This window comes from Massilia sp. FBCC-B171 (assembly GCF_059134155.1).
Genome location: NZ_CP101443.1, coordinates 4524892 through 4542314 on the forward strand (window position 1 = coordinate 4524892; position 17423 = coordinate 4542314).

Annotated in this window: 14 protein-coding genes; 6 read left to right on the top strand and 8 right to left on the bottom strand. The window is 65.3% G+C overall.

Annotated elements, in window-relative coordinates:
* The first annotated feature begins 80 nt into the window (after window positions 1-80).
* The 3 genes from NMB41_RS20535 to NMB41_RS20545 all read left to right on the top strand — a co-directional run bounded on the left by NMB41_RS20535 (window position 81) and on the right by NMB41_RS20545 (window position 2471).
* On the top strand, window positions 81-659 hold the full coding sequence (locus tag NMB41_RS20535; protein WP_494379649.1) for a hypothetical protein: 579 nt from the start codon (window positions 81-83) through the stop codon (window positions 657-659).
* A gap of 70 nt (window positions 660-729) precedes the next feature.
* On the top strand, window positions 730-1695 hold the full coding sequence (locus NMB41_RS20540) for a homoserine kinase (protein WP_494379650.1): 966 nt from the start codon (window positions 730-732) through the stop codon (window positions 1693-1695).
* A gap of 5 nt (window positions 1696-1700) precedes the next feature.
* A complete protein-coding gene (locus NMB41_RS20545) occupies window positions 1701-2471 on the top strand; it encodes a BPSS1780 family membrane protein (protein WP_494379651.1) in 771 nt (256 codons plus the stop codon).
* Window positions 2472-2635: 164 nt separating this feature from the next.
* Here the strand turns inward: NMB41_RS20545 and NMB41_RS20550 are convergent, their stop codons facing one another.
* Window positions 2636-4951, bottom strand: coding sequence for a UvrD-helicase domain-containing protein (locus NMB41_RS20550; protein ID WP_494379652.1), 2316 nt, complete (start codon window positions 4949-4951; stop codon window positions 2636-2638).
* Between NMB41_RS20550 and NMB41_RS20555 the strand changes: the two genes are divergently transcribed.
* Window positions 4950-5165, top strand: a complete 216-nt coding sequence (locus NMB41_RS20555; protein ID WP_494379653.1) for a hypothetical protein — start codon at window positions 4950-4952, stop codon at window positions 5163-5165. The genes NMB41_RS20550 and NMB41_RS20555 overlap by 2 nt on opposite strands.
* Before the next feature lie 201 nt (window positions 5166-5366).
* A complete protein-coding gene (locus tag NMB41_RS20560; RefSeq protein ID WP_494379654.1) occupies window positions 5367-5912 on the top strand; it encodes an SRPBCC family protein in 546 nt (181 codons plus the stop codon).
* 230 nt (window positions 5913-6142) lie between these two features.
* Here NMB41_RS20560 and NMB41_RS20565 read toward each other — a convergent pair whose 3' ends face one another.
* Entirely contained in the window at window positions 6143-8212 is a 2070-nt protein-coding gene (locus NMB41_RS20565) for a M13 family metallopeptidase (RefSeq protein WP_494379655.1), read from the bottom strand.
* A 126-nt stretch (window positions 8213-8338) separates the two neighbouring features.
* On the opposite strand from NMB41_RS20565, the gene NMB41_RS20570 reads away from it, so the two are divergent.
* Window positions 8339-8671, top strand: a complete 333-nt coding sequence (locus NMB41_RS20570) for a YnfA family protein (protein ID WP_494379656.1) — start codon at window positions 8339-8341, stop codon at window positions 8669-8671.
* On the opposite strand, the gene NMB41_RS20575 is transcribed toward NMB41_RS20570, so the two are convergent.
* From NMB41_RS20575 to kdpB, 6 genes are all read right to left on the bottom strand, one after another.
* A complete protein-coding gene (locus NMB41_RS20575) occupies window positions 8668-8832 on the bottom strand; it encodes a hypothetical protein (RefSeq protein ID WP_494379657.1) in 165 nt (54 codons plus the stop codon). The genes NMB41_RS20570 and NMB41_RS20575 overlap by 4 nt on opposite strands.
* Window positions 8833-8907: 75 nt before the next feature.
* On the bottom strand, window positions 8908-11199 hold the full coding sequence (locus NMB41_RS20580; RefSeq protein ID WP_494379658.1) for a TonB-dependent receptor domain-containing protein: 2292 nt from the start codon (window positions 11197-11199) through the stop codon (window positions 8908-8910).
* 86 nt (window positions 11200-11285) lie between these two features.
* On the bottom strand, window positions 11286-11987 hold the full coding sequence (kdpE, locus tag NMB41_RS20585; RefSeq protein ID WP_494379659.1) for a two-component system response regulator KdpE: 702 nt from the start codon (window positions 11985-11987) through the stop codon (window positions 11286-11288).
* Window positions 11984-14698: a two-component system sensor histidine kinase KdpD gene (kdpD, locus tag NMB41_RS20590; RefSeq protein ID WP_494379660.1), complete on the bottom strand. Its 2715-nt coding sequence runs from the start codon at window positions 14696-14698 to the stop codon at window positions 11984-11986. The genes kdpE and kdpD overlap by 4 nt, the downstream gene beginning before the upstream one ends.
* Before the next feature lie 22 nt (window positions 14699-14720).
* Complete coding sequence (gene kdpC / locus NMB41_RS20595; protein ID WP_494379661.1) at window positions 14721-15305, bottom strand: potassium-transporting ATPase subunit KdpC; 585 nt, start codon at window positions 15303-15305, stop codon at window positions 14721-14723.
* Window positions 15306-15317: 12 nt separating this feature from the next.
* On the bottom strand, window positions 15318-17417 hold the full coding sequence (kdpB, locus tag NMB41_RS20600; protein WP_494379662.1) for a potassium-transporting ATPase subunit KdpB: 2100 nt from the start codon (window positions 17415-17417) through the stop codon (window positions 15318-15320).
* Window positions 17418-17423 lie beyond the last annotated feature (6 nt).

The following is a 17423-nucleotide window of genomic DNA, read 5'->3' on the forward strand; positions in this document are numbered from 1 at the left end:
GGGGCGAAGATGACCAGCACACTTTTCACAGCGAAGCACTGTGTTTGTTACAATGGTTCAAACGATCCTAGGTGACCATCATGCTGCGCACATTCCCCCGCTTGACCCTGTCGATCGCGCTGCTTTCCGGCGCGGGTGCAGCGTATGGACAAACGACGGCGCCAACTGCGCCGCAACCGGCGCCGCAAGCCGCGCCCACCGGGCAGACGCCGGCGACCGAACGCATCGAGCCGCAAAGCGAAACGCCGGCCACGGCCATCGAATCGCGCCGTGGCACGCAAATCCGCGAAAAGCGCGACAACCGCGGCCAGGTCACCGAAGTCGAAGTCCAGAGCGGCGCCAGCCGGTATGTCATGAAATCGGGGCAGCCGGTCGGCAATGCGCAGGCGGGCGACGCCCAGAGCAGCGGCATCCGCGCGCCGCAATGGCAAGTCATGGAATTCGACCTGAACGGCAAGAGAAAAGCGGCGGCCGATGCCGAAGCGGCAGCAGCCGCGGCCGCAGCGGGCGCCACCCCTGCCGCGCCGGTCACTGCGTCGGCGAACGCTGCGGCTGCGGCGAATCGGGCTCCTGCTACGGGCAATATTCCCGCAGCAACGGTCCCGATGACGAAGCGCGCCGACATTCCGCCACCGCCGCCAATGCCGTCCACCCGCTAACCGCCGACCAGGCCGCCGCCAGGCGGGCGCATGCGCCCGCACGCCCAGACCCCTCACCGATCCCCGCATAATGGCAGTTTTCACCGCAGTCACACTGGATGAGCTCACCCAGTGGATGGAGCAGTTTCCCCTTGGCCAGGCAGTGGCGCTCCAGGGCATCGCATCCGGCATCGAAAACAGTAATTTCTTCCTGACGACCGAGCGCGGCGAGTATGTGCTCACCGTCTTCGAGAACCTGAGTTTCGAACAGCTTCCCTTCTACGTGCAACTCATGCGCCACCTGGCCGAGCGCGGCATCCCGGTGCCGGCGCCGGTGGCGAGTGCCGCGGGCGAGCTGGTCGTGTCCCTGCACGGCAAGCCGGCGGCCATCGTCAGCAAACTCGACGGCTGCTCGCAGATGGACCCGCAGCCGGCGCATTGCGCCGAAGTCGGCGCGATGCTGGCGCGCATGCACCTCGCCGCGCGGGACTTCCCGCTGCAGCAGCCAAACCTGCGCGGACTCGACTGGTGGCAGGCGACCATGCCGCAGGTGCTGCCGTATTTGTCGCCCGAGAATACGCGGCTGTTGCAGGACGAGGTGGCGTTCCAGACCGCATTTGCTGCCGGCCCTGTCTATGCGCAGTTGCAGCGCGGCCCGGTCCACGCCGACCTGTTTCGCAATAACGTGATGTTCGTCGGCGAACGCCTGACCGGCTGCTTCGACTTTTATTTTGCCGGCGTCGACACCTGGCTGTTCGACCTGGCCGTGACGGTCAACGACTGGTGCATCGACCTGGCCAGCGGACAATTGATTGAGGCGCGAGTGAATGCGCTGCTGGCGGCCTACCGCGCGGTGCGGCCGTTCACGACTGAAGAAGAGCACGCCTGGCAGCCGATGCTGCGCGCCGCGGCGCTGCGCTTCTGGCTGTCGCGCCTGTATGACTTTTACGTGCCGCGCGAAGCAGAAATGCTCACGCCGCACGATCCCACCCATTTCGAGCGCATCCTGCGCGAACGTATTGCCACACCGGCACCGAGTCTGGCTCACCAAGAATGAATAACATGCCCGCAATTACCGGCTGGAACTGGCTGAAGGAAGGCACCGGCCTGTTCCGCAAACAGCCTGCCGCCCTGACCACGCTGCTGTTCGCCAATATCCTGTTCAGTCTTTTGATCAGCGCCGTGCCCTTTCTGGGCAAGATGGTGGCCGTGGTCCTGATCCCGTCGTTCTCGATGGCCTTCATGAAGGCCTGCCTGATGATCGAGAACGGCGAGCGCGTGACGCCCGCCGTGCTGCTGACGGGATTCAAGAAGCCCGTGTTCCCAGCCCTGGCCAAGATCGGCCTGATCTATCTCGGCGCTTCGCTGCTGCTGACCATGCTCACCAAGGTGGCGATCGACCCGAGCTTCTGGCAGCAAGTGTCGCAGCCGGTCGATCCAAACGCGCCGCCCCAGGTGCAAGCCTCCGACCTGCTGGCCATGCTCGGCATTTTCATCCTGGACGTGGCGGTGCTGATCGCGCTGGCCTTTGCCGCGCCTCTCACCTACTGGCAGAAGATGAGTCTGGGCAAGGCGACCTTCTACAGCTTCTTCGCCGTCCTGAAAAACGCACGCGTCTTCATCGTGCTGCTGCTGGCGTGGTTTGCGATCTTCTTCGGGGTATGCTTCATCGTCGCGCTGGTGCTGGGCGGCTCGAGCATGGCGCGGGTGGCGATCATGTGGCTGATCTTCCTGTTCGTGCTGCTCTTGCAGTGCGCGATGTATGCGGGGTATCGGCAGATTTTTGGCAAGCCGGTGGATGTGGGTAGCGGCAAGGTCAACCTCAACAAGTAGGGTGGGCACTCCGTGCCCACGCGAAACGCGCCGCCGTGTTAACGGTGTTAAAAACGTTTCGGGTCGATCATGGCACGCCGCATCACAATGCGTACCGATCAGCCAAAATTCCGCCAACACAGCGCATCGTTCCGCGTGGGCACAGGGTGCCCACCCTACGAAGCCTACCGCGAAATCCGCTCCAGCTTCGCCACCGACAAATCCAGCACCTTCATCCCGGCCGCGCCGAAATTGATCTGCGCACGCGCCGCCCCTGCCCCGCCTTCGATATTCACGATCACGCCTTCGCCGAACTTGGCGTGCGCGACGGACTCGCCGATGCGCCAGCCGGAGCCGTTGCCGCTTGATTTCTGCGTGATCTGCTGGGCGATCTTGTTGTCGCTGCCGGCGTTGCGGAAAGTGGCGTCGTCCCAGGCGGTGGCCGACTTCTTGTTGCCGAACCAGTGGCTCTGCACGCGCGGCGACAGCCATTTCAGGGCTTCTTCCGGCAGCTCGTCGAAGAAGCGCGACTTCATGTTGAAGCGGGTCTGGCCGTGCAGCATGCGCTGCTGGGTAAAGCTCATGTATAAACGCTTGCGCGCGCGCGTGATCGCCACGTACATCAGGCGCCGCTCTTCGTCGACGCCGTCAAGCTCGCGGGCGCTGGTTTCGTGCGGGAACAGGCCTTCTTCGAGTCCGGTAATAAAGACTGCGTCGAATTCCAGGCCCTTGGCCGAGTGCACCGTCATCAGCTGCATCGCGTCCTGCCCGGCCTGGGCCTGTGCGTCGCCCGCTTCCAGCGACGCGTGCGCGAGAAAGGCGGACAATGGCGACATCACCGTCGGCAGCGGCGCGTCGGCATCCATGATTTCGATGCCGTCCTGGTAAACAACCGCCTCGCCTGCCTGCACCGTCGCGGCCGGCCCGAGGTGGGCGGGCGCGAACTGTCCGAAACCTTCTTCCTGCACGAACTGGGTGGCCGCGTTGACCATCTGCTCGAGGTTTTCGATGCGGTCGGCGCCTTCTTTTTCGTTGCCGTAGTGCGTGAGCAAATTGCTGCGCTCGAGCACGACGCGCACCATTTCAGGCAGCGCCAGCTGCTGGGTCTCGAAACGCGCGCCTTCGATCAGCTTCACAAAAGCGCCGAGCGAAGTGCCGGCCTTGCCCGTCATGTAGGGCACGGCCGCATACAGCGAGACGCCATAGGTGTCGGCCGCCATTTGCAGCTGCTCGATCGAGCGCACGCCGATGCCGCGCGTCGGGAAATTGACCACGCGCAGGAAGGCTGAATCGTTGTGCGGATTGTCCATCAGCTGCAGGTAAGCAATCGCGTGCTTGACCTCGGCGCGCTGGAAGTAGCGCAGGCCGCCGTAGACCGTGTAGGGAATGCCGGCAGCGAACAGCGCGTGCTCGATGACCCGGCTCTGCGCGTTCGAGCGGTAGAGGATGGCAATTTCCTTGCGCGCCAGGCCTTCGCCCATCAGGCTCTTGGCTTCCTCGATGATCCACTGCGCTTCTTCGAGATCGGACGAGGCTTCGTAGATGCGCACCAGTTCGCCCTGCCCCGCATCCGTGCGCAGGTTTTTACCGAGGCGCTTCGTGTTGTTGGCAATCAGGTAGTTCGCGCTGTCCAGGATGTGGCCATGCGAGCGGTAGTTCTGCTCGAGCTTGATCAGGTTCTGGACGCGGAAATCGCGCTCGAAGGCCGACATGTTGCCGACGTTCGCGCCGCGGAAGGCATAGATGCTCTGGTCATCGTCGCCGACGGCGAATATGGCGCCGCCGACCTGCTCGCCATGGCCGGCCAGGAGTTTCAGCAGGTTGTATTGCAGGTCGTTCGTATCCTGGAACTCGTCGACCAGCACATGCTTGAAACGCATCTGGTAGTGCTGGCGCAGCGGCGCATTGCGCGACAGCAGCTCGTAGGAGCGCAGCAGCAGCTCGGCGAAATCGACCACGCCTTCCTTCTGGCATTGCTGGTCGTAGAGCTCGTACAGCTCGACCATCTTGCGTTCGATCGGGTCGTAGGCTTCGACCTGGCTGGCGCGCAAGCCCTGGTCTTTTGCGTTGTTGATGAAGTACATCAGGTTCTTGGCCGGATATTTTTCATCGTCAACGTTCGCCGCTTTCAGCAGGCGCTTGATCATCGACAGCTGGTCTTGCGAGTCGAGGATCTGGAAGGATTGCGGCAGCGCGGCGTCGCGGTAATGCGTGCGCAGCAGGCGGTTGCACAGGCCGTGGAAGGTGCCGATCCACATGCCGCGCGTGTTCACGGGCAGCATGGTCGACAGGCGGGTCAGCATCTCCTTCGCCGCCTTGTTGGTAAAGGTCACCGCCATGATGCCGGCGGGGCTTACCTGCCCGGTGGACAGCAGCCAGGCGATGCGGGTGGTCAGTACGCGGGTCTTGCCCGAACCGGCGCCGGCAAGGATCAGCGCGCTTTGCGAGGGCAGCGTAACAGCTGCCAATTGTTCGGGATTAAGGTTGTGAAGGAGATTCATGCGGCCATTATACCGCCGGGATTTACTGTATGCCCATCCAGTCTCGCGCAGAAAGTCTGCAGTGGTGAAAGAAAATTTCAGAAACAATAAATGGGTGAAATATTATTTCATCGAATCAGCCTGGCTAATGTCGGCCTCCCTTCTCGTCCCGCAGCGCATCGATGCCGACCCCGGCAATTTTATGCTGATCGAATATCGTCTAATTTCCATCTAAAAATTAGCAACCACATCCCATCTTGCGGCAATTACCAGTAACTCATCAGTATCCTAGCGTGCGTCACCCGTTCAAAAATTCGCTTAACTTATAGACAAATATCGGCGCCGCAGTGCGCCTATGTCGATGCGTACTTCAAGCCAGCGGTGCCATGCACGCTGTTGTGGCGTGTACGCCGCCTCATTGTAAAAGGAGAAATCTATGTTGAACCGAGTCGTGACTGTCGCCGCACTTGCAGTTGGCGGAATGATGCTGTCGAAACAAATGAAGAAGAACCGCACCCAGAATGGTGACTCGTCGATCATCGAATCGATCGAACTCAACGTTCCGGTGCGCACCGCCTACAATCAGTTCACCCAGTTCGAAGACTTCCCGCAGTTCATGAAAAGCGTGAAGGAAATCCGCCAGCTCGATGACAAGCGCCTGCACTGGAAAGCCAATGTCGCCGGCGAAGACAAGGAATGGGATGCGGAAATCACCGAGCAGATCCCGGACAAGCGCATCGCCTGGCGCAGCATCGGCGGCGTGCACAATGCCGGCGTGGTGACCTTCCACAAGATTTCCGACAACGTCACCCGCGTGACCCTGCAAATGGATTACCAGCCGGACGGCGTGCTGGAAACCATCGGCGACGCGCTCGGCGCGGTGCGCATGGAAACGCGCGCCAACCTGACGAATTACAAGGAAATGCTGGAGAAGCGCGGCGCCGAAACCGGCGGCTGGCGCGGCAAGATCGACCAGCACTGATCTGCGTCGCGACGTAGAGCGTGTGAAAAAAACGCCAGGGCAAGGCGCATCGTCGAAGACAGTACACTCGTACGGCGAGACGATGCAACGCAGCCATGGCGGATCTTTTCACATGCTCGTAGGGTGGGCGGCTCCACCCTACCCTTAGCACAGACGTAAAGTGCGCGCCGCCCACGCGTTCAACGCACGTATGAGCCGGCGCAAAGTTTCACAAGATCACGCCGCTTCCCTTACCAAACCCGGCAACGCTTGACCGCCGCCATCGGCTGCCCCGGCTTGCAGCTGAACGCCTTTTCGAATTCCGGCATGTTCACCACCACCCCATTGACCCGGTACTTGCCCGGCGAATGAGGATCGGTCACGGCCGTCACGCGCAGGTTTTCCGGACGATCGTTTTCGCAAGCCCATTGCGCGTAGCCGACAAAGAAGCGCTGCTCGGGCGTGAGGCCATCGCGCAGCGGCTGGGCCTGCTGGGGCATGCTCGCCATCTGCGACTGCCAGGCCATCCAGCCCAGGATCACGCCACCCAGGTCGGCCACGTCCTCGCCCAGCGTCAGCTTGCTGTTGATCTTGATGTTGTCGACCACGGTGTACTTCGCATACTGGTCGACGATGCACTGGGCGCGTTCCGTGAATTCCTTGCCGTCCTTCTTGGTCCACCAGTCCTTCAGATTGCCCTTGGCATCGAACTGGCGCCCCTCGTCATCGAACGCATGGGTCAGCTCGTGGCCGATGGTGCCGCCCGTGTTGCCATAGCCGGGCGCGTCATCCATCTTCGGGTCGAACAGCGGCGGCTGCAGCACGCCGGCCGGGAAATTGATGTCGTTCATCTGCGGATTGAAATAGGCATTCACCGTCGGCGGCGTCATCAGCCATTCGCTGCGGTCGAGCGGTTTGCCGATCTTGGCCAGCTGGCGCCGGTTCTCGAACAGGGTGCCGCGCACGACGTTGGCCGCGAAGTCGTTGCCGCGTACGTCGTATTGCGAATAATCGCGCCAAGTGTCCGGGTAGCCGATCTTGTTGACGATGGCGTCGAGTTTTTCGCGGGCGCGCTTCTTGGTCGCCGGGCTCATCCAGTCGAGCGATTCGATATCCTTGGCCATCGCCTCTTCCACCTGGCGCGTCATGTGCAGCGATTTCGCCTTCAGTTCCGGAGAAAAAGCGCGGCTGACGAATTCCTGGCCCAGCGCTTCGCCCAACTGGGCGTCCACCAGCTGCACGCAGCGTTTCCAGCGCGGCTGCTGTTTCTCGACGCCGCGCAGGGTCTTGCTGAAGAAAGCGAAATGCGGCTCGTCGAACTGGGGCGACAGGGCCGGCGCCATGGCCTCCAGCACATGCCAGCGCAGATAGGTCTTGATGGCGGCGAGGTCGGCAGTGGCCAGCTGCTTGCCGAAGGCGCGGAAGAATTTGGGCTCGGTGACATTAAAGGTAGTCAAGCCCGGCTGGCCGATCTCGGCCAGGTAGGTCTTCCAGTCGAAGCCCGGCGTCATGCGCTGCAAGGCGTTCAGGTCGGCCTTGTTGAAGAGTTTATACGGGTCGCGCTTCTCGACGCGCGTCAGCGTGGCCTTGGCCAGCGCCGTCTCGATGCGCAGCACCGTGGCCGCCGAACGTTTCGCCACCCGCGGCGATTCGCCGATCAGGGTGAACATGGTCGTGATGTGGGCCAGGTATTTGGCGCGCAGCTGCTTCGAGCGCGCATCGTTCTTGAGGTAGTAGTCACGGTCCGGCAAGCCCAGGCCGCCGCCGCTGGCAAAGGCGATCACGCGGGTCGAGTCGGCAAAGTCCTGGTTGGCGCCGAAGCCGAAGAAGAAATCCTCGCTCGACAAGGTCAGGTGCAAGGCAGCGAGCAGGCGCGGCAGTTCGCGCTTCGAGCCCAGCGCATCGATCTGCTCAAACCAGGGCTGCATCGGCGCCGCGCCGCGCTGCGCGATCGCGCCTTCGTCCATGCAGGCGCCGAAATAGTCGCCGATCTTTTGCTGGGTGCTGCTGCGGCCTTCCCTCTGTTTCGCCAGGCCGTCCAGGATGCCCCACAGGTAGCGCTGGTTGTCCTGGGCCAGCTTGCTGTAGACCGACCAGCGTGCCTGGTCGGCCGGGACCGGGTTGTTCTTCTTCCAGCCGCCGCAGGCGTACTGGTAAAAGTCGACGCAGGGGTCGGCCTTCTTGTCCATCGCGTTGACGTCCAGGCCCGGGGTGTAGGGGAAAGTCGTGGCCGGGCGTTCCGGCGGGGTGCTTTGGGCGGCAGCGAAGGTGGCGGCGCAGGCGAGCGCGCCCGAGACGGCAAGACGGGTGATCTGGTGCATGGATGAGCTTCCGGAAAGTGATGCCCCATGCTGACATAGAAGCATTGCCGAAGGCAATACAGATCAGCGCGGGCGAAGCTGAGCTCGCTTCAAGTATCATCGGGCAACCATCACGCAAGCCACGCCATGCCGCAACTGATCAAACTCACTTTCCTGTTCGCCCTCACGGCCCTGGCCGAGATCGTCGGCTGCTACCTGCCCTGGCTGGTGCTGAAGCAAGGCAAGTCGCACTGGCTGCTGCTGCCCGCCGCCCTGTCGCTGGCGCTGTTCGCCTGGCTGCTGACCCTGCATCCGAGCGCCGCCGGCCGCACCTATGCGGCCTATGGCGGCATGTACATCGTGGTGGCGCTGCTGTGGCTGCGCTTTGTCGACGGCGTGAGCCTGAGCCGCTGGGACGCGGCCGGCGCCGCGCTGGCGCTGGCCGGGATGGCGGTGATTGCCCTGCAGCCCCGCGCTTAGTCGCCGGGCCCTTCGCCGGGCATGGTGTCGGCCATCAGGCGCAGTTCTTCCGGGGTCAGGTCTTCCGGTTTCTTGTTCGACAGGCCGTCGAAGCCGTCGTGCGACGCCGGCCCGCCCTGCTCTTGCTGTTGATCGTCCTGCGTGATTTTTTCTGTGCTCATGCGCTGCTCCTTTGCCATGGATTGAACGCGCCCAGTCTGGCACAGGCGCGCTTTCCATGGCGCCGCACAGCCCGTTTAGAAACCTGGACCACCCGGCCCGCCACCGCCGCCGCCGGGACCGCGCATGCCCGGTCCGCCGCCCTGGCGCATCTGGCGCTGGCCGTTGCCGCCGAAACTGCCAAAGCGGTAGGACAGGCCGACGAACACCGTGCGTCCGTCGAAGCGGCGGATGCTGGTCTGGCGCAGGCGGTCGGTCTCGGTGATCACATCCATCTTTTGCGAATCGAAGATGTCGTTGACGTTGACCACCAGCGACAGCGCCGGCGTCAAGGTACGCCGGTAGTTGACATCCGCCGTGGCCGAGGGCTCGCGATAGCCTTCGCCGAGCAGGGTCTTGCCCTGGGCATTGAGCATCAGCTGGAACTGGTTGTTGCGATCAAACTGGTAGCCGATGCGGGCGCGGCCGCTGAGCGAGGTCGCGGAGCGCTTGTCGCCGCCGGTGGTGCCGAGCACGGTCTGTTCGGAATAACCGAGGTTGCCGCTGGCGTTGAGGCTGAGCTTTTCGCTCAGCTTGCCGCCGAAGGAAAATTCCAGGCCGCCGGAATTGCTGCTGCCGGCGTTTTCGCGCGTGGTCAGCAGGACGTTGTTATCCAGGAAGTAGCGGCGCTCCGAGATCAGGTCGGTATCGCGCCGCGCGTACAGGCGCACATTCGTGTCGACCTTGCCGAGCTTGGTCTCCATGCCGAGCTCGAGCGAATCCGAATTGCTCGGCTCCAGGTCCGGGTTGCCCGAGGAAACGTTGAACTCGTCCTGGTAAATGACGAAGGGATTCAGGTCCCCTGCACCGGGACGGCGGATGCGGTGCGCGTAGCTCAGGCGCCAGGTGGTGTCGTCCGACCAGCCATAGGTGATGAAGGCGCTCGGAATCGCGTCGAGATAGTTGGTGCGGGCACGCAGATTGGTGGTCGCCTGGAACATGTCGACATCGGTGTACTCGGCGCGCAGTCCGCCCAGCACGCCCCACTGGCTGTTGATGCGCCACTGGTAGGAGGTGTACAAGGCGGCGGTCGTCTCGTCGAGTTCGAAGCGGTTGGTGCGCCCTGTATTGATGCGTTCGGCCAGCGTGGCCGCGTCGACGTCGAGATAGGCGTTGTCGAACACGCTGCTGGTGCGCGCCAGCTTGTAGCCCATTTTCAGGATGCCGCTCCCGCCCGGCAGCTCGTAGTCGCCGGTCAAGTCGGCGATCCGGGTCTCGGTCAGGTTGTCCTGGCGCGTGCGGGCGGCCTGGGCATTGAACGGGCGTACCGCGTAGTCGGTGGCGTTGCGGCTGTCGCCCTGGTTTTCCGCGCTGGACAGGCGCAGGTCCATCTTGAAGACTTCGCCCTGCGTATCGCCCTTGTGGTCGAGCCGCGTCGACAGGCTGTAGTTGCGGTTGCTGCCCTCGCGCCGGGCCATGCGCAGGTAGTCGCTGTCGACGATGTTGGCGGTGTTCGTGCCCCGATAACGCTCGCTGGAGACGGCATCGTTCTCGCTGCCCGATGCCATCAGCGCGACGGCCACCACATCCTTGTCGCCCAGGTTGTAGCTGAGCGATCCATTCACGCCGACGGTCTTGTTTTCCGTTTCGCTGCTGGACGCCTGGGTGCTGCGCGCCACGGCGCCCGTGACCGGATCGATGCGCTCGCGCACCGTCTCGCCGGTCGAGCCGCGCTGGTCGCTGCGCACGAACACGCCGCCCTGCGCGCTCATGCGCCCGGTCGTGTAGCTGCCGAAGCTGTTGGCGTTGTAGCGGCCCTCGGTGCCCAGGTTGGCATTGACCGAGCCGAAGCCGCCGGGCGTGCGGTCGCGCCGCATCACCAGGTTCAGGATCGGCCCGCCCCCGCCCTCGTTGCCGAACTGGGCGCCCGGATTGTTGATGACCTCGACCGATTCCAGGTCGGCCGCCGGCAGCGCGCTGATGGCGGCGGCACGGTTATCGCCCTGCATCATGGCCGAGGGCTTGCCGTCGACATAGATCTGGACATTGCTCTTGCCGCGCAGCGTCACGCCGCCGTCGGCATCGACCGCCACCGACGGCACCTTGTTCAGGGTGTCGGCCACGGTGTCGTTCGAGCTGGCCGGGTCGGCTTTCACGTCGTAGACCTGGCGGTCGATCCGGTTCGAGTTGCGCTTGGTGGTGACGGTGACGGTGGCCGGGGTGTCGGGCGTGGACTGGCTTTGCTCCGGCGCCGGAACCTGCACCGGGGCTGGCGGCGTTTGCTGCGCCGCGGCCGAGGCGGAGACGATCAGGGTTCCGAGAACGAGCGCATGCAGGGGATGGAGGCGCGGCAGGACAGGCGAGAACGATGAACGTTGGTGGGCGGGCATGAGGGCGTCGGCATTGCAGAGTTGATCAACTGCAATTGTCGCACGCCGGGCCGCGCCGAATGTCTTGATTGTGGTAACAGCTTGTTTCAGGCGGCGCCGCTCAGGAGACGGTAGCCGACCCCGGTTTCGGTGAGCAGATAGCGCGGCTGGGCAGGATTGTCTTCCAGCTTGTGGCGCAAGTGGCCCATGTAGATGCGCAGATAATGCCCATCCTCGGCATGCGACGGTCCCCACACCGAGCGCAGCAGCTGGGGCGCGGTCAGGACCCGGCCCCCGCTTGCCGCCATGACCGCCAGCAGGCGGTATTCGGTCGGGGTCAGGTGCACCGCCACGCCCCCTTTCGTGACGCGCCTGTCCTTCAGGTCGAGCGTTACGTCGCCGAAGTGCAACAGTCCCGCGTTGCCGGAATCGGGCTGGCGCCGGCGGCGCAGGGCCGCCCTCACCCGCGCCTGCAGTTCACCGACGCTGAACGGCTTGGTCAGGTAGTCGTCGGCGCCGGCGTCGAGGGCGCCGATCTTGTCGGCTTCGCCCGTGCGCGCCGACAGCACGATCACCGGCACGCCTGACCACGTACGTACCTCGCCGATGAAGTCGATGCCATCGCCGTCGGGCAGGCCAAGGTCGAGGATGACCAGGTCGGGCTTGCGCGTCCCGGCGTCGATCAGGCCGCGCTTGACCGTGGCCGCCTCGTGCACCTGCCAGCCCTCCTCTTCAAGCGCGGCACGCACGAAACGGCGGATCTGCGGCTCGTCTTCGACCAGCAGGGCCAAGGGTGCGGAATCTGTCATGAAAGCGTGTCCGGTTCGATGTCGAGGTCGGTCGTGGCGGGTGGCTGACCCAAAGGAAGCATGATGATAAACGAGGCGCCGCCAAGCGCCGACCTGGCGTAGCTGATCCGGCCGCCATGCGCCTCGACGATGGCGCGGCAGATCGCCAGTCCCAGTCCCACCCCGGTCCGCGCCGACTCGCTCTCGCCGCGTGTGAATTTATCGAACATCTCTTCTTCGCGTCCCGGCGGGACACCAGGGCCGTCGTCGGCCACCGTCAAGGTGGCCCAGTCCCCGTGCAGCGCGGCCGCGATGTCGATGGCCGAGCCGGGCGGCGTATACTTGGCGGCGTTCTCGAGCAGGTTGCACAGCACCCGTTCGAGCAGCACGGCATCGAAGCGCACCAGCGGGAAGTCCGCCGGAATGGCGGTCGTGACCGTGTGGCCGGCCAGCGGCGCGGCGCACAGGCGCAAGGCCGTGCCGACGGCCTCTTCGAGCGCCTGCCACTCCAGGTTCAAGCGCACCGGGCCGCTCTGGAGGCGCGCCATGTCGAGCAGGTTGGCCACCAGGGCACCCATGCGCAATGCCTCGTCGTGCAGCGCCTGGGCCAGTACCAGCTGCGAATGCGGCAGGGCCGGCTTCGCGCGCGCCAGCGATTCGGACAGCCCGACCAGCAGGGTCAGGGGCGTACGCAGGTCGTGCGAGAGCGCCGCCAGCAGGGAGTTGCGCAGGCGTTCGGTTTCGATATTGACCAGCGCTGCTTGCGCCACATCGATGTAATGCACCCGTTCCAGCGCGATCGCCGCCAGCGCAGCGAAGGTGTCGAGCTGCTCGCGTTGCTCCGGAATGAGGATCCAGCGCTGCCTCTCGGGCGCGATGGCCAGCACGCCCCGGGTGCGCATTGGCGCCACCAGCGGCAGGTAGAACAGGGGGCTGGCCGGCAGGGTGCCGGTGCCCAGCCCCGCACTTTCGGCGTGATCGTAGGCCCATTGTGCGATCCCAAGGTCGGGCGCGTCCATACCCGTAGCAGGCGCCGGCGCCTGCAGCCGGTCGTCCGGCCCCGGTACCAGCAGGAGCGCCTTCGCGCGGAAGGTGCGCCCGACGAAGTCGCGCGTGGCCTCGACCACCTGCTCGGTCTGCAAGGCCCCGGACAATTCCCTGGCAAATTCGTACAGCGCGCGCGAGCGCCGCTCGCGGTGCGCCGCGACCTGGGCCTGGAAGCGCAGCCCCGCCGTCAGGTGGCCGGTGATCAGGCCGACCGCCAGCATCACGCCGAAGGTCACCAGGTACTGCAGGTCGGAGACGGCAAACGAAAAACGCGGCTGAACAAAGAAAAAGTCGAAGCAGGCCACGCCGACGCAGGTAGCCACCACCGAGGCCGCGCGCCCGAGACGCACCGCCACCAGCACCACGACCAGCAGGAACAGCATCGCGATATTGGCCAGGTCGAGGTAAGGCAACAGCGGCGTGGCCAGCAAGGCCGTCGCCAGGCTGGCGGCGGCAGCGGCGGCGGCGGCGCTCCATTGACGCCGGCCCCAGCGCGGCGCCGGCGCGGCGGCCGCCGGCGCGGCGCGCACGGCCGCGCCGGACACCGCGCCGACTTCGATCAGGTCGATATCGGGCGCCATGGCCGCAATGCGCCGTCCGTGCGGCTTGCGCCAGTGCCAGACGGCGCGGCCACCGCCGCGGCCGAGGACGAGCTTCGACAGGTTGTGCTCGCGCGCGTAATCGACGATGGCAGCGCCGACGTCGGCCCCGGCCAGCACCGCGGTCCTGGCCCCCAGGTCCTGGGCCAGCTTGAGCGTGAGGAGCGTGCTTTCGCGCCGGCCGGACGGCAGGCGCGAAAGCGGCGGGGTTTCGACATAGACCGCATGCCAGTCGACGCCGAGCTGCCCGGCCAGGCGCGCGGTCGCGCGCACCACATGCTCGTTGCCGGCTCCCGGACCGACGCAGGCGAGCAAGGCGCCGGCGGTCTTCCAGACCGTGTCGATCGACTGCTCGACACGGTAGGCGCGCACGTCGTCCTCGATGCGGTCGGCGGTGCGGCGCAGGGCCAGTTCGCGCAGCGCGATCAAATTCCCCTTGCGGAAGAAGTTGCGCGCCGCCCGTTCGGCCTGGGGCGCGCCATACACTTTGCCGCCCTTCAGGCGCGCCAGCAGTTCGTCGGCCGGGATATCGACAAGCACCACTTCATCGGCCGCGTCGAAGACGGTATCGGGGACGGTCTCGGCAACGCGGATGCCGGTGATGCCGCCGACCGCATCGTTCAGGCTTTCCAGGTGCTGCACGTTGACCGTGCTGAACACGTCGATGCCTGCGTCGAGGAGTTCCTCGACGTCCTGCCAGCGCTTCGGATGGCGCGAGCCGGGCACGTTCGAATGCGCCAGTTCATCGACCAGGATCAGCGCAGGACGCCGCGCGAGGGCGGCGTCGAGGTCGAATTCGGCAAGCGACTTGCCGCGGTAGCCGATCTGCGCCAGCGGCAGCAGTTCCAGCCCGTCGAGCATGGCGGCGGTATCGGCCCGGCCATGGGTCTCGACCACGCCGACCAGGGGCGGCCGTCCTTCAGCCTGCAGCTTGCACGCGGCGGCCAGCATCGCCCAGGTCTTGCCGACCCCGGCCGAGGCCCCGAAGTAAATGCGCAGGCGCCCGCGCGCACTCCTGCGTTCCTGGTCCTGTACCTGGGCCAGCAGCGCATCCGGATCGGGGCGTCCGTCGTCGTTCGGGGTCATCGGCAGCTTGCTCCTTGGGAGGTCAACGCGTCTCCAGCGGCTCGCCGTCGAGCGCCAGGTTCAGGGCCAGGACATTGACCCGGGCTTCGCCGAAGAAGCCCATGACCTGCCCGGCCGTGTGTTTCGCCACCAGTTCGTCGATCTGGGCACGTGGCATTTTACGCGCTGCCGCGACCCTGCCGGCCTGATAGCGGGCGGCGGCCACGCTGATCTCCGGATCGAGTCCGCTGGCCGAGGACGTGACCAGGTCGACCGGCACCGGCGCCGTGTTCCCGGGATCGAGCGCGCGCAGGGCGGCGATCCGGCCCTCCACGGCTGTCTTCAGGGCCGGATTCAGCGGCCCCTGGTTGGAGCCGGAACTGCCGGCGGCGTTGTTGGGCATCGGCCCGGTGGCCGACGGCCGGCCCCAGAAATAGCGCGGCGATGTGAACGACTGGCCAATGAGCGTGGAGCCGACCACCTTGCCGCCCCCCGCGACCAGGCTGCCGGCGGTTGCTTCGGGAAAGGCGACGCGGCCGATGCCGGTGACCGCTCCCGGATACAGGCCGCCGACGATCAGCGTGAGCGCGCCGAACAGCACCAGGGCGGGACGCAATAGGGATGTCATGATGGTCTTCCTTTAAACGAGATGGAGTGCCGACAGGACCATGTCGATCAGCTTGATGCCGGCGAACGGCAGCACGATGCCGCCCACGCCGTAGATGAGGATGTTCCGGCGCAGCAGCGCAGCCGCGCCGATGGCGCGGTACCGTACGCCTTTCAGGGCAAGCGGAATGAGCACGATGATGATCAGGGCATTGAAGATGACGGCCGACATGATCGCCGAGTCCGGGCTGCTCAAGCCCATGATGTCGAGCGCTTTCAGCTGCGGGTAGGTGCCCACGAAGGCGGCCGGAATGATCGCAAAATACTTCGCGATGTCGTTGGCGATCGAGAAGGTGGTCAGCGAGCCGCGCGTCATCAGCATCTGCTTGCCGATTTCGACGATCTCGAGCAGCTTGGTCGGATTCGAATCGAGGTCCACCATGTTGCCCGCTTCCTTGGCGGCCTGGGTGCCCGAATTCATCGCCACCGCGACGTCAGCCTGAGCCAGGGCCGGCGCGTCGTTGGTGCCGTCGCCGGTCATCGCGACCAGCCGGCCCTCGCCCTGGTAATCGCGAATCAGCTTGAGCTTGTCTTCGGGCGTCGCCTCGGCCAGGAAATCGTCGACGCCGGCTTCAGCGGCAATCGCGGCCGCCGTCAGCTTGTTGTCGCCCGTGATCATGACCGTCTTGATGCCCATGCGGCGCAGCTCGGCGAAACGCTCCTTGATGCCGCCCTTGACGATGTCCTTGAGTTCGACCACGCCCATCACGCGGGCGCCATCGGCCACCACCAGCGGGGTGCTGCCGCGGCGCGACACATCGTCGACCAGGCGTCCCATCTCGGCCGGATACGGCATGCCGAGCGCTTCCACATGCTTGCGCACCGAGTCGGCCGCACCCTTGCGCACCTGGCGTTCGCCGATGTCGACGCCGCTCATGCGGGTATTCGCGCTGAACGGGATGAATACGGCATGCAGCGCGCCCATCTCGCGTTCGCGGATATTGAAACGCTGCTTGGCCAGCACCACGATCGACCGGCCCTCCGGCGTCTCGTCGGCCAGCGAAGCCAGTTGTGCGACATCGGCCAGCTGCTGCTCGGTCACGCCGGGCGCCGGGAAGAAGCCGGCGGCCTGGCGGTTGCCGAGCGTGATGGTGCCGGTCTTGTCGAGCAGCAGGACGTCGACGTCGCCGGCCGCCTCGACCGCGCGGCCCGAGGTGGCGATCACGTTGGCGCCCATCATGCGGCTCATGCCGGCCACGCCGATCGAGGACAGCAAGGCGCCGATGGTGGTCGGGATCAGGCACACCAGCAGCGCGATGAGGACCGTGACGCTGACGGGCGAACCGGCGCCGGCCGCCGCGACGCCGAACAGCGAGAACGGCAGCAGGGTCACGGTCACGACCAGGAACACGATGGTCAGGGCCACGAGCAGGATGGTCAGCGCGATCTCGTTCGGGGTCTTCTGGCGCTTGGCGCCTTCGACCATCGAGATCATGCGGTCGAGGAAGGTTTCGCCTGGATTGACGCTCACGCGCACGACCAGCCAGTCCGACAGCACACGGGTGCCGCCGGTGACGGCGGAAAAGTCGCCGCCGGACTCGCGGATGACGGGCGCCGATTCGCCGGTGATGGCGCTCTCGTCGACCGAGGCCACGCCTTCGATGACCTCGCCGTCGATCGGGATCACGTCGCCCGCTTCGACCAGGATGACATTGCCCTTGCGCAGATCGGTGCCGGGCGCCGGCAACCAGGGCGTGCCGTGCTTGGGCGTGGCCAGCTTCTTGGCCATCACCGCCGTTTTCAGGCCGCGCAGCGACGCGGCCTGGGCCTTGCTGCGTCCCTCGGCCAGGGCCTCGGCGAAATTGGCGAACAGGACGGTGAACCACAACCAGACCGAGATCGCCAGGATGAAGCCGCTGTCGGCCGCACCGGGGCCGGCCAGCGACAGGACAACCATCAGCGTCGTCATGATACTGCCGACATAGACGACGAACATGACAGGGCTGCGCGCCTGTGTGCGCGGATCGAGCTTGCGGAAGGCGTCGCCGATCGCCGGCCCGACCAGGCTGGCGTCGAACAGGGTCAGCGCCTTGCGTGGCGCGGCTGCCGGCGGCAGGCTTTTTGCTTGGGACATCGTGGA